General features: G+C 70.8%; 11 protein-coding genes. 3 read left to right on the forward strand and 8 right to left on the reverse strand.

Annotated features, from left to right (window positions below; all coding sequences use genetic code 11):
* Positions 1-7: 7 nt before the first annotated feature.
* Entirely contained in the window at positions 8-5,083 is a 5,076-nt protein-coding gene (locus tag QT381_RS04565) for a LamG-like jellyroll fold domain-containing protein (RefSeq protein ID WP_289247550.1), read from the reverse strand.
* Positions 5,084-5,193: 110 nt separating this feature from the next.
* On the opposite strand from QT381_RS04565, the gene QT381_RS04570 reads away from it, so the two are divergent.
* The gene (locus tag QT381_RS04570) at positions 5,194-6,264 is read left to right on the forward strand and encodes a threonine aldolase family protein (protein ID WP_289247551.1); all 1,071 of its coding nucleotides are present in this window, start codon (positions 5,194-5,196) and stop codon (positions 6,262-6,264) included.
* Between the two features lie 25 nt (positions 6,265-6,289).
* Here QT381_RS04570 and QT381_RS04575 read toward each other — a convergent pair whose 3' ends face one another.
* Positions 6,290-7,852 carry an amino acid permease gene (locus QT381_RS04575; RefSeq protein WP_289247552.1) on the reverse strand — a complete coding sequence of 521 codons (1,563 nt, stop codon included), beginning with the start codon at positions 7,850-7,852 and terminating at the stop codon, positions 6,290-6,292.
* Positions 7,853-7,993: 141 nt separating this feature from the next.
* On the opposite strand from QT381_RS04575, the gene QT381_RS04580 reads away from it, so the two are divergent.
* Positions 7,994-8,284 (forward strand): hypothetical protein, encoded by a 291-nt coding sequence (locus QT381_RS04580; RefSeq protein ID WP_289247553.1) that lies wholly within the window; start codon positions 7,994-7,996, stop codon positions 8,282-8,284.
* 557 nt (positions 8,285-8,841) lie between these two features.
* Here QT381_RS04580 and QT381_RS04585 read toward each other — a convergent pair.
* From QT381_RS04585 to dnaK, 6 genes are read right to left on the reverse strand one after another with little or no spacing between them, the layout of a single operon-like run.
* Entirely contained in the window at positions 8,842-10,998 is a 2,157-nt protein-coding gene (locus QT381_RS04585; RefSeq protein WP_289247554.1) for an ATP-dependent Clp protease ATP-binding subunit, read from the reverse strand.
* Positions 10,964-12,187 (reverse strand): class I SAM-dependent methyltransferase, encoded by a 1,224-nt coding sequence (locus tag QT381_RS04590; protein WP_502877443.1) that lies wholly within the window; start codon positions 12,185-12,187, stop codon positions 10,964-10,966. The genes QT381_RS04585 and QT381_RS04590 overlap by 35 nt, the downstream gene beginning before the upstream one ends.
* Positions 12,184-12,615, reverse strand: a complete 432-nt coding sequence (locus QT381_RS04595) for a heat shock protein transcriptional repressor HspR (RefSeq protein WP_289247555.1) — start codon at positions 12,613-12,615, stop codon at positions 12,184-12,186. The genes QT381_RS04590 and QT381_RS04595 overlap by 4 nt, the downstream gene beginning before the upstream one ends.
* Before the next feature lie 2 nt (positions 12,616-12,617).
* Positions 12,618-13,616, reverse strand: a complete 999-nt coding sequence (locus QT381_RS04600) for a DnaJ C-terminal domain-containing protein (RefSeq protein ID WP_289247556.1) — start codon at positions 13,614-13,616, stop codon at positions 12,618-12,620.
* Between the two features lie 20 nt (positions 13,617-13,636).
* Positions 13,637-14,233 carry a nucleotide exchange factor GrpE gene (locus tag QT381_RS04605; RefSeq protein WP_289247557.1) on the reverse strand — a complete coding sequence of 199 codons (597 nt, stop codon included), beginning with the start codon at positions 14,231-14,233 and terminating at the stop codon, positions 13,637-13,639.
* Positions 14,234-14,240: 7 nt separating this feature from the next.
* Positions 14,241-16,109 (reverse strand): molecular chaperone DnaK, encoded by a 1,869-nt coding sequence (gene dnaK / locus QT381_RS04610; protein ID WP_289247558.1) that lies wholly within the window; start codon positions 16,107-16,109, stop codon positions 14,241-14,243.
* A 223-nt stretch (positions 16,110-16,332) separates the two neighbouring features.
* On the opposite strand from dnaK, the gene QT381_RS04615 reads away from it, so the two are divergent.
* Positions 16,333-17,676, forward strand: coding sequence for an MFS transporter (locus tag QT381_RS04615; protein ID WP_289247559.1), 1,344 nt, complete (start codon positions 16,333-16,335; stop codon positions 17,674-17,676).
* Positions 17,677-18,624: the final 948 nt, after the last annotated feature.

An 18,624-nucleotide genomic window follows, 5' to 3' on the forward strand; every position in this document is an offset into this window, starting at 1 on the left:
CAGCCGGCTACCTCCTCACGACGACCTTCGACGTCGCGCTCGTCGACGGGGCGTAGTAGCCGCTGCCCGCATAGACCGCCTTGACCCGCCAGGTGCCCCTCGCGAGCTTCGGCAGCGTCACGCTCGCCCGGCCCTTCGCGAGGGTCGCCCGCACCTTCTTCGTGTGCGCCCCGGAGACGAGCGTCACGGTGACCCGGCCGGATGCCGCGGCGAGCCCGGCAGCCGCCGCGATCCGAACGGTCGCCCGGCCGGTCTTCCTCACGGTGGGCTTCTTCGTCACCGAGAGCTTCGGCGCGTGCGCCTTCGCGGCGGCGACGATCAGCGCGATCGACGTCGACGACGACCCCACCGCGGGGTCGCCCGCGTAGCCGATCGACACCGCGTAGCTGCCGGGCTTCACGGTGCGCGGGAGCGCGATCGTCACCGTGCCCGTGCCGACCGGCACGGTCCGGGACACGCCTGCGCCGCTCAGGGTGACCGAGCCGGTGAGGGCCGCGACGCCCGCGGGTCGCGCCACGGCGACGGACACCGGCGTCGACGTGCCGTAGCGCGCCGGGCTCGCCGCCGCGGTGACGGAGGTCGCCGACTGCGACACGGGAGCGAGCGGGGCCGACGTGGCGGTGACGGTTCCCGTCGTGCCCGACTTCGACGCGACCGAGCGGTAGCCGATGACCCCGCCGACCCAGGCGGCGTCGACGCCGAGCGTCGCACCGGTCGCGCCCGGGATCGCGGAGCCGTCGAGCAGCCACTGCCCCGCGACATCCGTCGGGTCACCGGTGAAGGCGCCGGGCGTGGCGACCAGGGTCGAACCGACGGTCGGGACGCCCGCGATCGAGGGCGCCGCCGCGATGCCGATGCCGAGCGAGGCGGGCAGGGTCGGGTCCGTCACGGCGAGCACGAACGACGTCCGCGACTCCGCTCGGGTGTCATCGCCCGAGTAGGCGGCCTCGGCGGCGTACTCGCCGGGCGGCGGGAGGATGTCGACGGTGCAGCTCGCCGTGCCGTCCGTCACCGTCGCCTGGCAGAGCACGTCCTCGCCGTTCGAGAACTGCACGAAGCCCGTGGCACCGGCGGGGGAGACGGATGCCGTGAGCACCGCCGGGGTGCCGAAGGTCGCGGTGGACCTCGGCACCGACACCGTCGTGACGTCGAGGTCCGGCACCGGCGTCGCCCGGACGCGCACGGTGCGCGAGGCCTGCGCGACGTTGCCGTTCGCGTCGCTCGCGCTGTAGACGAGCGTGTAGCTGCCGGGTGTCGCGGTGTCGACCGCGCCGGCCACCTGCACGGATGCGGTGACGTCGCCGTCGGAGTCGTCCGTCGCGGTGACGCCCGCGAGGGCGTCGAACGGCTCGTCCTGCGGCACGGTCGTGTCGGCGGGCAGCGTCAGCACCGGCGCGGTCGTGTCGCTGCCGGCGGCCGTCGCGACGAAGACGCCGCCGTACTGCTCGACGTCGCCGAGGTCCTCGCCCGCGGCGTTGCGGCTCGTCGCCGTCCACGCGTAGGTCGTGCCGCGGGTCAGTCCGCTCCAGGTCACCGTGGCCGGCCAGCCGGAGCGCGCGGTCGCCGTGCCGATGACGGTGGTCGTCGGCGTGACGACCGTGAGCGCGTCGGTGCTGAACGACGTGGTGCGGCTCGTCAGGTCGATCGGCACCGTGAAGTTCTCCTCGGCGCCGTTGTAGCGGCTCAGCGGGTCGTAGATGGTCGGTCCGAAGCGATCGAGCACGGGCGAGTAGCTGTCCACCGAGAGCGTCGACTTCGCGATGTCGACCTGCAGGAGCCGCAGGAACGACGAGCCGAGCACGAGCTTGTCCTCCGGCTTGTGATCGACGACGCCGTCGCCGTCCACGTCGATGCTCCCGTTCGTGCCGAACACGCACGACGGACAGCTGCCCGGCGTGAAGATCGTGCTGGCCGGCACCGTGTACGCCTGGTAGTCGGAGAGCAGCTCGACGACCTTGTGCGTGCTGTCGGTCGTGGCGATCGACTTGAGGTTGATGCCCGACCCGTGGCGGTGCCCGGCGAGCACGAGCACGATGTTCGGGTTCGTGGAGACCACCTTGTCGTAGAGCAGGTTCCCGTCGTCGGCGAGCGCGGCACCTCGACCGTCGGGATTGGTGGAGTAGGTGAGGTAGCCGTGGGTCATCAGGATGCCGTTGCGATCGTGGTAGCGCGCGAACACGGAGTTCGCCCAGTCGACCTCCTGCTGCGTGACGCCGTACGAGAGGCCGACGACGACGAAGTCGAGGCCGCCCGCCGAGAACAGCACGTAGCTGTTCTGGTTGTCGTGGCCGGGGCTCACGACGTGACCGGTGGCATCCGTCGTCTCATCCCACGCGTGATAGTCCGCGCCGGCCGGCCACCCCGCGGCCTGGGCGTACCAGTCGTCGGCCGTGAACGCCTCGCTGAACCGGGAGGCCGCGCCGTCCTCAACGCCGAGCTGGTTGTCATGGTTGCCCGCGATGACCTGGTTCGGGATGCCGCTGTCCGCGAGCGGTCCGAGTGCGCCGGACGCGAACGAGAACTCCTTCTGAACCTGCCCCTCCAGGCCGGGATAGAGCAGCGAGCCGTCCGACGCGGTCGCCTCCGGGTTGTAGTAGTCGTTGTTGATGAGATCGCCGGAGTTCGCGACGAACGCGATCTTGCGTGGTGCCGCGTTGTCCACCGTCCAGTCGACGGCATCCCGGTAGGCGGAGGCCCAGATGGCCTGCTCCTCCGGCGTCTCGACGCCGGAGGACGTCGGATAGCTGACGCTCGCCGGCCACTGCCCGGCACCTCCGGTCGCGCCCTCCGTCACGTACTGCGGATCGGTCCAGTGCACGATCGAGAAGTCGTAGTCGCCCGGGTCCTCGAAGTGGTCCTTGAGCGCCGCGGTGCCGGCACTCGCATCCCGCGGCGCGAGGTCGTCCGCGAAGGGGTCCTCGACGGCGACGAGCACGTGCACGAGCGGCGTGCCGCTCGACGCGTCGACGAGCGCCTCGGACAGGTCGCCGACCAGCACGGTGTCCCCGCCGGAGGTGCCGCGCGTGCTCGCGAGCTCGACCCAGGCGTCCTTCTCGACGCTCCACGCCCGGACGGTCGCGGTGCGCTCGGGGTCGACCGTGCCGCTCCACTGCACGCGCCGGTCATCACCGCTCGCGGGCACGGTCACGTCGAAGCGCTGGAACGGGATCTCGTCGTGCGACGCCACGCTGCCGGTCGTGTCGCCGTCGGCGACCTGCTCCCCGGTGAGCGCCGAGCCGTCGGTGTACGGGAACTCCAGAGCCGACGGCACCACGGGCACGATCCCCTGGAAGCCGCCGCTCGCCACGCTCGCCATCGCCCGCTCGAAGGTCGTCGTGACCTGGCCGCCGTCGGGGTCGGTCGCGGCGGCCGAGAGGCTCACCGTGCCGTGGCCCTGCCCGGTGTCGGTGCCGCCGCCGATCGGGATGCTCGACGACGTGAACGGGATGCGGTACTCGATCGGTGCACCGAAGAGGTCGGTCGCCGTGATGACGATCTCGTGCGCGCCGGCGCGCATTCCCGCGCCGATGAGCTGCCCGGGCTGGATGGGCCCGCCGTCGAGCAGGTAGCTCCAGCCGGATGCGGCCCCCTGGTTCTCGATGGTCGCGGAGAAGCGCACGGGCTTCGCGAGGCTCGCGTCGGCCGCGGGAACGCTCGCGGTGAGTGCGACGCCGCTGTCCCGGTCACCGAGGGTCGTGACGCTCAGGGCGTGCACCTGGTCGGCGTCGAGCACGCCGCTCCAGATGCGCGCCGCGGCGACCGTGCCGGCGCCGTAGAACTCGAGGTTGGCATTGGTGCCGACATCCGCGCCGATGACCCAGTACCGGTAGCTCGGCGGGGCCGTCGCGCCGGTCTTCGCCGACTCGCCGGCGAGCGACCCGCTGAGGTAGAGCTTCGCGGTGGTCCCGTCGTAGGTCGCGACCGCGTCGTACCAGAGACCCGTGCGCGCCGGTGCCGTCACCGCCACGGTGCTGCCGATGACGAAGCGGATGTTCCCGCCGCTGACGTCGATCGTGTATCCGCCGCCCTGCCGACCGGAGCACATCGCGTTGTTCGTCGCCGTCGGCAGGGTGCCGTCGAACCGGAAGGCGCACTCGATCGTGACGGTCGTCGTGATGTCGGTCGCGCTTCCGGAGTCCCACGGCTCCGACAGCGGATAGCGGATGCCCGAGGCCCCGTTGAAGGACGCGACCGTGCGGTCGAGCGCGGGGTCGGTGCTGTAGACGGGCGCCCCGATCACGGTGGCCGGGCGGTTCGCCGCGGCATCCGTCGCCGTGCCGTCGGCGAAGTCGACATCGAGCACGTCGGCGTCCGGAACGGTCGCGGGCTGCGGCCCGACGCGGCCCTCGTGCACGGCGAGCACCTGCTCCGCGGTCAACGGCGTGCTCCAGATGCTCGAGCGCGCGACGGCGCCCGTCGCGAACGACTCCCCCGCGCCCGCGGCCTTCGTGTCGGCGCCCACGAACCAGAACTGCGCCGCGGGCGTCGTGTTCCCGCCCGCCTTCGTGCCCGTGCCGACGAGGACGCCGTCGAGGTAGAGCGCCGCGTCGGTGCCGTCCCACGTCGCGACGACGTCGTACCAGGTGCCCGACGCGACCGGGTGCGTGATGACGACGGAGCCGGCCACCACGAAACGCAGACCGTCCTTGGTGATGTCGATCGAGTAGCCGCCGGTCTGGCGTCCGGAGCAGAACGCGTTGGTGCTGGTCGCCGGGCTCGGACCGTCGTAGCGCAGCTCGCAGCGCAGCGTGACCGACTCGAGGATGTTCTTCGGGTTGCTCGTGCTCCAGAGCGTGTCGGCGGGGAACCGGACTCCGGCCGAGCCGCCGAAGGTCGCGACGGTCGCGCCGATCGTCGCGTCGCTCTCGTAGCCGGGCGAGCCGATCGCCGTCGGCGCCAGTTGCTGCACGTGCTCGACGGGCGCGCCGCTCGCGAAGTCGACGTCGAGCACGTCGGGGGTCGGGGCGCTCGTCGGCTCGGCGCTCGCGGGCAGGGCGACACCGCTCGCGGCCCCCGCGGCGAGCGCGACGGCCGCGATAGCGGCGGCGGCGGAACGGATGCGGCGGCGGATGGCGGTGCGCACGGCAGAACTCCCTCGATCGGCTGCGCTCGCAGAAGCAGCGCGGGAATACGTTAGGGATGCTCGGTGAACCCCGGGTAACCCGAGCGTGTCGGGTCGGGGAGGATGGAGGGGTGACGAGACTGCACGACCCGGCCTGGCGCGGCTTCGCGAGCGACAACTACGCCGGCATCCACCCCGAGGTGCTCGAGGCGATCGCCGACGCGAACGGCGGGCACCAGGTCGCCTACGGCGACGACGTGTACACCGCCCGCCTGCAGGAGGTCGTGCGCGGCCACTTCGGCGAGCAGGCCGAGGCGTTCCCCGTGTTCAACGGCACCGGCGCGAACGTCACGGCGCTCACGAGCGCGCTGCCGCGCTGGGGCGCGGTCGTCGCCGCGTCGACCGCGCACATCAACACGGATGAGGGCGGCGCCCCCGAGCGCGTCACCGGCCTGAAGATCCTCACCGTCGACACCCCCGACGGCAAGCTCACCCCGGAGCTCATCGACCGCCAGGCCTGGGGTTGGGGCGACGAGCACCGCGCCCAGCCGCTCGCGGTCTCGATCACGAACTCGACCGAGCTCGGCACGGTCTACACGGTCGACGAGATCCGCGCGATCACCGAGCACGCGCACGCCGTCGGGATGAAGGTGCACCTCGACGGGGCGCGCATCGCGAACGCCGCCGCCGCGCTCGGCGCGCCGCTGCGCGCGTTCACGACGGATGCCGGCGTCGACCTCGTGAGCCTGGGCGGCACGAAGAACGGCATCCTCGCCGGCGAGGCCGTCGTCGCCGTGCACCCCGGCGCCGCCGACGGACTCGTGTACCTGCGCAAGTACACGATGCAGCTCGCGTCGAAGATGCGCTTCCTCTCCGCCCAGCTCGTCGCGCTCTACGAGGGCGACCTCTGGCTGACGAGCGCACAGCGCGCGAACGCGATGGCCGCCCGGCTGCGCGGTGCGCTCGAGGCGGCGATCGCATCCGGCGCCATCCGTCCGGACGCGCTCGGCTTCGCCCACCCGACGGACGCCAACGCGGTCTTCGCGCGGCTCGCGAACGGCGCGGCCGACCGCATCCGCGAGTCCTTCCGGTTCTACGACTGGGATCGCGCGGCCGGCGAGGTGCGCTGGATGGCCTCGTGGGACACCACGGAGACCGACATCGACGCGTTCGTCGCGGCGATCACCGCCGAGCTCGCGTAGCAGCGCGCCCGGCGGCGACCGACCGTCAGCTCGCGGGCGGCGCCGGGTCGGAGCCGGCGATCTCGCCGACCGTGAGACCGAGCACGGGCGCCGCCCCCGTGTAGCCCTCCCGGACCGCGGCCGCCTCCATGATGCGCTTGCGCTGCGAGAACCAGCCCACGATGAGCAGCGGGATGAGCACGACGAGCGACGCGAGCACCCATCGGCCGGTGCTCGTGAAACCGAGGGTGACGAGCACGAGCGCGAGGAAGGCGAGGGTGATCCACGAGGTCACCGGGGCCCCCGGCATCCGGAAGCTCGGTCGCGTCGCCTTGCCTTGCGCCGCCCAGGTGCGCAGCCGCATCTGGCACAGGATGATCGTGGCCCAGCCGCCGACGATGCCGAGCGCCGAGACCTCGAGCACCACCTCGAACGCCTCCGTCGCGCCGAGGAACGCGTTGAGCACAACGCCGAGCACCGTGATCGCGGCGGTGAGCAGGATGCCGCCGTACGGCACGCCGTTGCGGTTCATGACGCCCACGAAGCGCGGGGCCGAGCCGTTGGCCGACATCGAGCGCAGGATCCGGCCCGTCGAGTAGAGCCCCGCGTTGAGGCTCGAGAGCGCCGCGGTGAGCACGACGAAGTTCATGATGGATGACGCGACGGCGCCGACATCCGCTCCCCAGGCGTGCTGGAAGAACGTCACGAACGGCGACGAGTCGCTCGAGTAGGTGGTGTACGGCAGCAGCAGCGAGAGCAGCAGCACGCTGCCGACGTAGAACACGGCGATGCGCACGATGACCGTGTTGACCGCGCGGGGCATGACCTTCGCGGGCTCCGCGGTCTCGCCCGCGGCCGTGCCGACGAGCTCGATGCCCGCGTAGGCGAACACGACGCCGCTCACGGCGATGAGCGGCGCGAGCAGGCCGACGGGGAACAGGCCGCCGTTGTCGCCGACGACCGCGAACCCGGTGTCGCCGATGTCGGTGTGGTGCACGAACACCAGGAAGACGATGCCGATCACGAGGAACGCGACGAGCGCGGTGACCTTGATGAGCGAGAACCAGAACTCCATCTCGCCGAACAGCCGCACCGAGACGAGGTTGAGCGAGAGCACGACCACGAGGGCCACGAGCGCGGTCAGCCAGGTCGGCACGGCGGCGAGGAACGGCACGTACTGGCCCCAGAAGCGCACGTAGATCGCGACGGCGGTCGTGTCGACGATGCTCGTCATCGCCCAGTTGAGGAAGTACATCCAGCCGGCCGCGTAGGCGAACTTCTCGCCGTAGAACTCGCGGGCGTAGCTGACGAACGAGCCGGACGACGGCCGGTGCAGCACGAGCTCGCCGAGCGCGCGCAGGATGAGGAAGGCGAACACCCCGCACAGCAGGTAGACGAACATGAGCGCGGGGCCGTAGTCGTGCAACCGGCCGCCGGCGCCGAGGAAGAGGCCGGTGCCGATCGCCCCGCCGATGGCGATCATCTGGATCTGCCGCGGCCGCAGGGTCTTGTGGTACCCGGCATCCTCCCCCGCGAACTCGTGCTCGGCGTTGCCACGGTCGCCGGTGAGCTCCCGTTCGTTCTCCAGTTCGTCGGCGATGTCAGTCATCGGTCGGCTCCTCTCACGATGGGCGACCCGACGCCGGCCGGTTCGCGGATGGCCTTCCACGCTAGCGATCGGTGTGTTGCGCTCGGGTTACGAGTTCGCGCCGTTCGGATGACGGCGCCGGCCGCGGTAATGTCGGGTCCCATGAGCACGTACTCCGCCCGCGACGCCCGCCAGCTCTCGGTCCCCGACGTCCTCGGGGCGATCACGTTCGGGATGGCGCTCATCGTCGTCGTGTTCTGGCAGAGCTCGGCCGCGCTGCTGTGGCACGACGAGGTGCTCCGCACCTTCGGCTACCTCGTGCCGTGGGTGGCGCTCATCCTCACCGCACTGTTCACGATCCTGCTCACGCACGTGAAGCGCCCGGCGACCTGGCTGCCGATCCTCGCGATCATCCTGCTCTCGGTCTTCCACGCCATCCTCGGCGCCGTCTGACCCTCCCGGCGCCCGCCGCCGGTCGGGGCGCGCACCCCGGCCCGCCGACACGCTGGTCGAGGAGCGCGCACCCGCCCCGCTGGTCGAGGAGCGCGCACCCGCCCCGCTGGTCGAGGAGCGCGCGACGACGTCGCCCGCGTCTCGAGACCACACCACACCACCCCACCCGCACTAACGAATGGTCTCGAGACGCCGACTCGCTCCGCTCGCAGGCTCCTCGACCAACGCAAGCACCCCGAACCCGCCGGTCGAGGAGCGCGCGACGACGTCGCCCGCGTCTCGAGACCACACCACCCCACCCGCACTAACGGATGGTCTCGAGACGCCGACTCGCTCCGCTCGCAGGCTCCTCGACCAACGCAAGCACCCCCAACCCGCCGGTCGAGGAGCGCGCGACGACGTCGCCCGCGTCTCGAGACCACACCACCCCACCCGCACTAACGGATGGTCTCGAGACGCCGACTCGCTCCGCTCGCAGGCTCCTCGACCAACGGAGGCAGGCGCGGGCTCCTCGACCAGCGCAGGCGCGCGGGGTACTCGACCGGCGGAGGGGCGCGCTAGGCCGCGGCGGGCTCCATCCGCGTGACCGCGAGGTCGTCGCCCACGAGGTCGACGCGCACCGTGTCGCCGTCGCGGATGTCGCCCGCGAGCAGAGACTTCGCGAGCCGGTCGTCGATCTCGCGCTGCATGAGCCGGCGGAGCGGCCGCGCGCCGTACACCGGGTCGTAGCCGCGCTCGGCGAGCCAGAGCCGCGCCTCGGGCGTGACCGCGAGCGACAGCCGGCGGTCGGCGAGCCGCCGCTCGAGCCGGTCGATGTAGAGCGAGACGATCTGACCCAGGTCCTCCGCGGTCAGCGGCGCGAACACGACGATGTCGTCGAGGCGGTTCACGAACTCCGGCTTGAAGGCCTGGCGCACGAGCTCCTGCACGGCCTCGTTCTTCTGCTCCCAGGTGAGCGACTGGTCGACGAGGTACTGGCTGCCCAGGTTCGACGTGAGGATGAGGATGGTGTTGCGGAAGTCGACCGTGCGGCCCTGACCGTCGGTGAGCCGCCCGTCGTCGAGCACCTGCAGCAGCAGGTCGAAGACCTCCGGATGCGCCTTCTCGACCTCGTCGAGCAGGATCACGGAGTACGGGCGGCGCCGCACGGCCTCCGTGAGCTGTCCGCCCTGCTCGTACCCGACGTAGCCGGGAGGGGCGCCGACGAGGCGCGACACGGCGAACTTCTCGCCGTACTCGCTCATGTCGATGCGCACGAGCGCCTTCTCGTCATCGAACAGGTACGACGCGAGCGCCTTCGCGAGCTCCGTCTTGCCGACGCCCGTCGGGCCCAGGAACAGGAACGAGCCGGTCGGCCGGTCGGGATCGGAGATGCCGGCCCGCGTGCGCCGAACGGCCTCGGACACGGCGCGCACCGCATCCTTCTGTCCGATCAGTCGCTTGCCGAGCTCGTTCTCCAGCCCGAGCAGCCGCTCGGTCTCGCCCTGGCGCAGCTTGTCGACCGGGATGCCGGTCCAGGCCGCCACGACCGCCGCGATGTCCTCGTCGGTGACCTTCTCGTTCACCATCCGGGGTCCGGCCTGCTCGATCTTCTCGGCCGTCGCGATCTGCCGCTGGATGTCGGGGATGACCTCGTACTCGAGCTTCGAGACATCCTGGTAGCGCAGCTCGCGCAGGGCGCGGTCGCGCGCGATCTCGGCCTCGTTGAGGCGGGACTTGAGGTCGCCGACGCTGTGCAGGGAGCCCTTCTCCGCATCCCACCGGGCCTGCATGTCGTCCCGGCGCTTCTGGATCTCCGCCATGTCGGAGCGCAGCTTCTCGAGGCGCGCCTTCGACGCGGGGTCCTTCTCCTTCTTGAGCGCGAGCTCCTCGATCCGCATCCGGTCGAGCGCGCGGTTGAGCTCGTCGAGCTCGACGGGGTTGGAGTCGATCTCCATCTTGAGCCGCGACGCCGCCTCGTCGATGAGGTCGATCGCCTTGTCGGGCAGCTGCCGCGACGGGATGTAGCGGTTCGAGAGCACGGCCGCCGCGACGAGCGCGCTGTCGGCGATCGCGACCTTGTGGTGCGCCTCGTACCGGCCCTGGAGCCCGCGGAGGATCGCGATGGTGTCCTCGACGGATGGCTCCCCGACGTACACCTGCTGGAAGCGGCGCTCGAGCGCGGCATCCTTCTCGATGTACTCGCGGTACTCGTTGAGGGTCGTCGCGCCGATCAGACGCAGCTCGCCGCGGGCCAGCATGGGCTTGAGCATGTTGGATGCCGCGACCGAGCCGTCGCCGCCGCCCGCGCCCATGAGCGTGTGCAGCTCGTCGATGAACGTGATGATCTCGCCGTCGGATGCGTTGATCTCGGCGAGCACGGCCTTCAGCCGCTCCTCGAACTCGCCGCGGTACTTCGCGCCGGCGACGAGCGCGGCGAGGTCGAGCGAGACGAGCCGCTTGCCCTTGAGGCTGTCGGCGACGTCCCCCGCGACGATGCGCTGCGCGAGGCCCTCGACGACGGCGGTCTTGCCGACGCCGGGCTCGCCGATGAGCACGGGGTTGTTCTTGGTGCGGCGCGTGAGCACCTGACTGATGCGCCGGATCTCGGCGTCGCGTCCGATGACCGGGTCGAGCTTGCCGCTCTTCGCGATCGCGGTCAGGTCGACGCCGTACCGCTCGAGAGCGGACTTCTGCTCCTCATCGGTGCCGGGAGCGCCCTGCATGTTGGCCATTGCTGTCCTTCTCGTTCTGCTTCGTGGATGCGGTGACCGTGAACGTGGAGTCGTGGGTCACGAGGTCGGTGGGGCCGACGACGCGCGCGAGCTCGCGCCGGTAGCCGAGGTGGCTGTTGAACACCGTCCACAGCTGACCGCCGGGCCGCAGCACCCTGGCCGCGTCGGCGAACATCCGCTGCGCGAGGCCGGTGTGCACGGCCGCGCCGATGTGGAACGGCGGGTTGAGCACGATGAGGTCGGCGCTCGCGTCGGGCCGGGAGGCGAGTCCGTCGTCGCGCACGACCTCGACACGGTCGGCGACGCCGTTGAGCCCGGCGGTGCGGGCAGCGGATGCGACGGCCGCCCGCGACTGATCGGTCGCGGTCACGCGCAGCCCGGGCCGGGCGAGCGCGAGCGAGGCGGCGAGCACGCCCGTGCCGCATCCGAGGTCGATCGCATCCCGCGCGTCGGGTCTCGCCCTTCGGAGCACCGTGAGCAGCAGCCGGGTGCCGGCGTCGATCGAGGTGCCCGCGAAGACGCCGCCGAACGCCGCGACGCGCAGCCCGTCGTGCTCCCGCTCGCGCGGGACGGGCGGCGTGACTCGGCCCACGCCGCCCGTGACCGTGAGCACGCGCGACTTCTGGCGCGCGAGCGAGACGTCGACGCGATCGAAGTACCGCAGGAAGACGTCGTTCATCGCGACGGTCATGTGCTTGATGCGTCCGCCGGCGTAGACCGTCACGTCGGGCGCGGCCCACGCGGCGATCGCCCGGGCGATGTCGTCGAGCTCGTCGAGCGAGCGCGGCAGCTGCATGAGCACCGTGCGCGCGCCGGCGAGCAGCGTCTCGTCGAGCGGGTGCGAGTCGTAGCCGGTGAAGCCCGCGGCCCGGGCGTTGTGCCCGAGCGCCAGCTCGCCCAGCAGGTCGTCCTGGTAGACGCGGATGCTGTCGGCCGCGGCTCCCGCGGGACGCCCGGCGCCCATGGCCGCTGCGGCGCCCAGCGTGAGCGCGCCGTAGTTGTCGTTGATGACAACCAGCTCGGAACCCTCGCTCACGGGCCCGCTCGGCGCTGGCGCGCCAGCGCCGACGCCGGCGCGCCGCTCTGAGCTCCACCGCGCGAGGATCAGGCGGTCGCTCGCGTCCCACGCGAACAGGTTGTCGGCCTCCACGTCGGGGTAGCGCCGCAGCGACTCGAGGAGCATCGTCACGGTCGCCACACCACGATCTCGTTCGACCGATGCACGCGCGTGCCCGCCTTCAGCGACACGACGTCGCCGTCGGTGCGCGCCGCGAACACCCGGGCGCCGGGCTTCTGCAGCAGCTGCTCGGCGAGCGCGTGCTCGAGCTCGCGCACGCGCTCCGACAGCGCCGCGACCCGGTTCTCGAGCTGCAGGATGCGGCGGATGCCCTCGAGGTTGAGCCCCTCGCCGACGAGCGTGCCGATCTCCCGCAGCTGCGCGATGTCGCGCATCGAGTAGCGCCGCGACTTGCCCGCCGTGCGACGCGGGCTCACCAGACCGAGCCGGTCGTACTGCCGCAGGGTCTGCGGGTGCATGCCCGCGAGCTCCGCCGCCAGGGTGATGGCGAAGACCGGGGCGTGCTCGTCGAACGACGCGGCGTCGAAGGGCGTGGGCACGATCAGGCCTTCGCCTTCTCCAGCAGCGCCTCGCGCGGATTGTCGTCCGGGCTCGCGGCGGCGAACGCCTCGAGTGCCGCTGTCGCCTCGGCCGAGAGGTGCGACGGCACCGCGATCACGACGGTCGCGAGCAGGTCGCCCGTGCCCTTCGAGGTCGAGACGCCGCGTCCCTTGACCCGGAGGACGCGACCCGACGGCGTGCCCGCCGCGACCTTGAGCTTGACGACGTCGCCGGTCAGGGTCGGCACCTCGATCGTCGCGCCGAGGGTCGCCTCGACGAACGTGACGGGCACGTCGACGCGCAGGTTGAGCCCGTCGCGCTCGAACACCGGATGCGGTCGCACGGTCACGTCGAGCACGAGATCGCCGGGCGCGCCGCCGTCCGGGCTCGGCTCGCCCTTGCCCCGCAGCCGGATCTTCTGACCGCTCGCGACCCCCTCGGGGATGCGCACGGTGAGCGGCTTGGCGCGGTGCCCGACCGAGAGCTGCACGGTGTCGCCGGTGATCGCCTGGTCGAAGTCCAGGGTGATGCTCGCCGCGACATCCGCCCCCGGGGTGGGGCCGCCGGCGCCGCGGAAGCCGCCCGACGGCTGACCGAACCGGCCTCCGCCGAACATGCCACCGAGGATGTCGTCGTAGTCGCCCCCGCCCTGGGAGGTGCGGAACGTGGTGCGACCGCCGCCGCCCTGGTTGAACAGCCCGCTGAAGATGTCCTCGAACCCGCCGCCGGCCCCGGGCTGGCCGCCCGCCGTGAAGCGGGCGCCCGAGCCCATCGCGCGCACCTGGTCGTACTCGCGGCGCTGCTCCGGGTCGGAGAGCACCGAGTTGGCCTCGCTGATCTCCTTGAACCGGGCCTCGGCCGCGGCGTCGCCGGGGTTCGAGTCGGGGTGGTACTGGCGCGCGAGCTTGCGGTACGCCTTCTTGAGGTCGGCCGCGCTCACGTCCTTGGCCACACCCAGGACCTGGTAGAAGTCCTTGTCGAACCAGTCCTGACTTGCCATCTGTTCCTACTCGCTCCGGATCACTCCGCCGGGACCGCGACCGCGACCTTGGCGGCACGGATGACGCGCTCGCCGATCTTGTATCCCGGGTCGATCACATCCGCCACCGTCGAGCCCGTGGCACCCGGGGTCGGCAGCTGCACGACCGCCTCGTGCACGTGCGGGTCGAACTCCTCGCCCTGCTCGCCGATCTGCGTCAGCCCGAAGCGCTCGAAGCCGCCGCGGATCTTGTTCGCGACGAGCTCGAGCGGCCCGCCGGCCAGGTCGCCGTGCTTCTCGGCGCGGGACAGGTCGTCGAGCGCCGGCAGGAACGCCCGCAGCACCTCGGCGATGACCGCGTCGCGGTTGGCGGCGCGGTCGCGCTCGACGCGCTGGCGGAAGTTCACGAGCTCGGCCTGGGCGCGCAGCATGTCGGTGCGCATCTCGGCCACGATGTCGGCCGCCGTCGTGGAGAGCAGCGCCTCGTCGGCCTCGCTCAGCGCGGTGTCGGCCGGGTCCTCGGGGGCGAGGTCGTCGTTGCCGACCTCGCCCTCCTCGACCGGGTCCTGCTCGAGCGACGACTCCGCTGACGCGTCGGTCTCCGGGGTCTCCTCGGGCTTCTTGTCGTCGTCGGTCATCGGGTTCCTACTTCCGCTGTCCTGAGCCCGACGACGGGTTGGTCTCGTCGTCGTCCACGACCTCGGCGTCGACGATGTCCTCGTCGGAGTCCGTGGCCTCGTCGGCGGCGGTCGCGCCGGCCGTCTCGGTCGCCGCGTAGAGCGCCTCGCCGAGCTTCTGCTGGCTCGCGACGAGCGCGTCGTTCGCCGACTTCACGGCCGCCTCGTCGTCGCCCGCGAGCGCCGTCTTGAGCGCGTCGACATCCGCCTGCACGCTCGTCTTGACGTCGTCGGGCAGCTTGTCGGCGTTGTCGGCGATGACCTTCTCGGTCTGGTACACGAGCTGCTCGGCGCTGTTGCGCACCTCGGCGGCCTCGCGGCGGCGCTTGTCCTCCGCGGCGTGCTCCTCGCCCTCGCGCACCATCCGCTCGATGTCGTCCTTCGACAGCGAGCTGCCTCCGGTGATCGTGATGGTCTGCTCCTTGCCGGTGCCCTTGTCCTTCGCGCTGACCTGCACGATGCCGTTGGCGTCGATGTCGAAGGTCACCTCGACCTGCGGGATGCCGCGGGGAGCGGGCGCGATGCCGGTGAGCTCGAACGTGCCGAGCGCCTTGTTGTCGCGCGTGAAGTCGCGCTCGCCCTGGAAGACCTGGATGGCGACCGACGGCTGGTTGTCGTCGGCGGTCGTGAAGGTCTCGCTGCGCTTGGTCGGGATGGCGGTGTTGCGCTCGATGAGCTTCGTCATGATGCCGCCCTTGGTCTCGATGCCGAGGCTCAGGGGGGTCACGTCGATGAGCAGCACGTCCTTGCGCTCGCCCTTCAGCACGCCGGCCTGGAGGGCCGCGCCGACGGCGACGACCTCATCCGGGTTGACGCCCTTGTTGGGCTCCTTGCCGCCGGTGAGGCTCTTGACGAGCTCCACGACCGCGGGCATGCGGGTCGATCCGCCGACGAGCACGACGTGCGAGACGTCGGCGACCGAGATGCCGGCCTCGCGGATGACGTCGTGGAACGGCTTCTTGGTGCGCTCGAGCAGGTCCTTGGTGAGCTCCTCGAACTTGGCGCGCGTGAGCGTCTCGTCGAGGTTGGCCGGGCCGTTGGCGGTGAGCGACAGGTAGGGCAGCTGGATGTTGGTCGTGGTCGACGACGACAGCTCCTTCTTCGCCTGCTCCGCGGCCTCCTTGAGGCGCTGCTTGGCGATCTTGTCGTTGCTCACGTCGACGCCGGTCGACTCCTTGAAGCGCGTGACGAGCCAGTCGACGATGCGGTTGTCCCAGTCGTCGCCGCCGAGGCGGTTGTCGCCGGCGGTCGCGCGCACCTGGATGGTGCTGAAGTCGTCGTCCTTGCCCACCTCGAGCAGGGACACGTCGAACGTGCCGCCACCGAGGTCGAAGACGAGGATGAGCTCGTCGGCCTTGCCCTTGTCGAGGCCGTAGGCGAGCGCGGCGGCCGTGGGCTCGTTGATGATGCGCAGCACGTTGAGGCCGGCGATCTCGCCGGCATCCTTGGTGGCCTGGCGCTCGGCGTCGTTGAAGTACGCGGGCACCGTGATGACGGCATCCGTCACCGGCTCGCCGAGGTACTGCTCGGCGTCGCGCTTGAGCTTCGCGAGGATGCGGGCCGAGATCTCCTGCGGCGTGTACTTCTTGCCGTCGATGTCGGCCGTCCACGTGGTGCCCATGTGGCGCTTGACGCTCGAGATGGTGCGGTCGACGTTCGTGACGGCCTGGCGCTTCGCGGTCTCGCCGACGAGGACGTCGCCGTCCTTGGTGAACGCGACGACCGAGGGCGTGGTGCGGAAGCCCTCGGCGTTCGCGATGACGGTGGGCTCGCCACCCTCGAGAACGGAGACGACGGAGTTCGTCGTGCCGAGGTCGATTCCTACTGCTCGTGCCATTGCTGGTTCGCTCTCCTGGATTTCGTGTGGTTCTAGGTCTGGTGGTCGCGGTTCGCACCGTGACTTGAGTCGCGAGCTGTCAAGTTCGCGCCATCCCAGTGTGCGGCACCGCGCGCCCGGATGTCAAGTCGTTCTTGATACGATCCGACTCAACTTCTCCGGCGGGGCGTCGGCGGGCGGTTCGGCGGCATTCCGGCCACCCGCCGCCACTAGGGTGAGCGCCATGACGGATGCGCCCCCGCAGTCCCCGCCGCGCACGATCCCGCGCAGGCAGGTGATCTCGTGGGCGTTCTGGGACTGGTCGAACCAGCCGTTCAACACCGTCATCCTCACCTTCGTCTTCACGGCGCTCTACCTCGTCGGCGACGACTTCCTGCCGGTCGGCACGCCCTCATCCGGGCCGGCCTACGATCGCGCCGTCGCCGACCTGTCGAGCGGGCTCGGCCTCGCCATCACGATCGCCGGCATCGCCGTCGCCGTGCTCGCGCCCGTGATCGGGCAGCGGTCGGATGCCGCGGGCAACCGCAAGCGCTGGCTCGCGATCACGACGCTCCTCGTCGCGTTCGCCATGGGTGCGCTGTTCTTCGTGCAGGCCGATCCCGCCTACTTCGTGCTCGGCGTCGCCCTGGTCGGCGTCGGGAGCGTGCTCAACGAGATCGCCGGCGTGCAGTACAACGCCCTCCTGCCGCACGTGTCGACCCCCGCGACCGTCGGCCGCATCTCCGGCCTCGGCTGGGGACTCGGCTACATCGGCGGCATCCTCACGCTCGTCGTCGTGGTCGTGCTGAACGCGCTCGACTGGTTCGGGCTCGACACGTCGAACGGCCTCGCCTACCGGCTCATCGCCGTGGGCTGCATGGTGTGGGCGATCGTGTTCGCGATCCCGCTGTTCGTCAACGTGCCCGAGCCGCCCGCCGGGCCGGCGCGCGCCCGGGTGAACTTCTTCGCGAGCTACGTCGAGCTGGTGCGCGACATCGCCCGCATCTGGCGCGACGAGCGACAGCTGTTCTGGTTCCTGATCGCGTCGGCGGTGTTCCGCGACGGCCTGGCCGGGGTGTTCACGTTCGGCGCGGTCATCGCATCCGTCGTCTTCCACTTCAGCGCGCAGGACGTCATCGTGTTCGGCATCGCGGCCAACCTCGTCGCCGGGGTCTCGACGATCATCTCCGGCCGCTTCGACGACCGCTTCGGGCCACGCGCCGTCATCCTCACCTCGCTCGGCGCGCTCAGCCTCGTCGCACTCGTCGTGCTCGTCGGCCACGACGGCGGACAGACCCTGTTCTGGATCTTCGGCCTCATCCTGTGCTGCTTCGTCGGACCAGCCCAGGCCGCAGCACGCTCGCTGCTCGCGCGAGCCACCCCGGCGGGCCGAGAGGGGGAGGTGTTCGGCCTGTACGCCACAACCGGGCGCGCCGTCTCGTTCCTCACCCCCGCGCTCTGGACGCTCTTCATCTCCCTCTTCGGGGCGACCTACTGGGGCATCCTCGGCATCCTCATCGTGCTGCTCGCAGGCCTCCTGCTCACGGCGCTCGTACGCATCGGCGGCCGCGGCGCAGCGCGATCCTGAGGTCGCGCCCTAGCCACCGGAAGGAACATTCGGCACCACGTCGGCTACGTCCAGCCCTGCCCCGGCGTCGAACACGTAGAGCCAGTAGTCGTCACCGAAGACGACGCTGGTGGCTGAGTCCCGGTCGTGGAACGTCAGGGTAGATTTATCTCGGGCCTCGACCAAACCCCACTGGTTCGCTCGCTCACCAACGAACGCGTACTCGGAATCTCGGCCGAGATCATCGAGCGGGCCGTATGCGATACCGCCGGCAGGAGCAGGGTTATCCGGTTCACCCTATGAACAAATTATCCCACCGCGCTGAAGGAATTGGTATTCCAGCCCTCCAGGTTCAAGTGCCGCGGACTCTGTCGCTTCGCGCGCGTGACTCACGAGCCCTTTCCGCTTTATAGAAGCGACCGCTTCTGGTCCTGCCAACGAGTCGCAGCTGGCGGCGCCCTGGTACGTTGCCGTTATTGAGGGCGTCGGCTCGGGCGTTACGAACTCCGTGCGAAGGGCAGACCTTGCTTTCGCCCATTCGTCCGAGACGGCGGCGTGCATCAGCGTGCGATCCCCAATGGGCTCAAAGAGTGTGAACCAACCGCCTTCGATCCGGGGAGGACCCGAACAATCGGCGTCAGCGCGCGCGGCGGACGTGACTGCGGTTATCATTATGCGGTCTTCTGACTCATCGACCTGAGTCCCGATGTGCCCGCCACACCCGAGATCTGAGTCTCCATACCCGGCTACGTACGCAATGAACATCTGAGCGGAACGCCTATCGCTCAGGAGAACGGCCCACGGCGCACTCTCATTGTCACCAACGGGAACGAGCTGCTCGACGTTTTCCTCGTTCGCCGGGTGACGATATTCCGCGGTCATCGTCGATCCGTCATCTGGGTAGGCCTCCGCTAGTTGGGCCGCGCCTGGGGTGCCCGTCTCCGCGCACCCCGATACGACTAGCGAAAG

Source organism: Galbitalea sp. SE-J8 (genome assembly GCF_030345695.1).
Classification (GTDB): domain Bacteria; phylum Actinomycetota; class Actinomycetes; order Actinomycetales; family Microbacteriaceae; genus JAUASV01.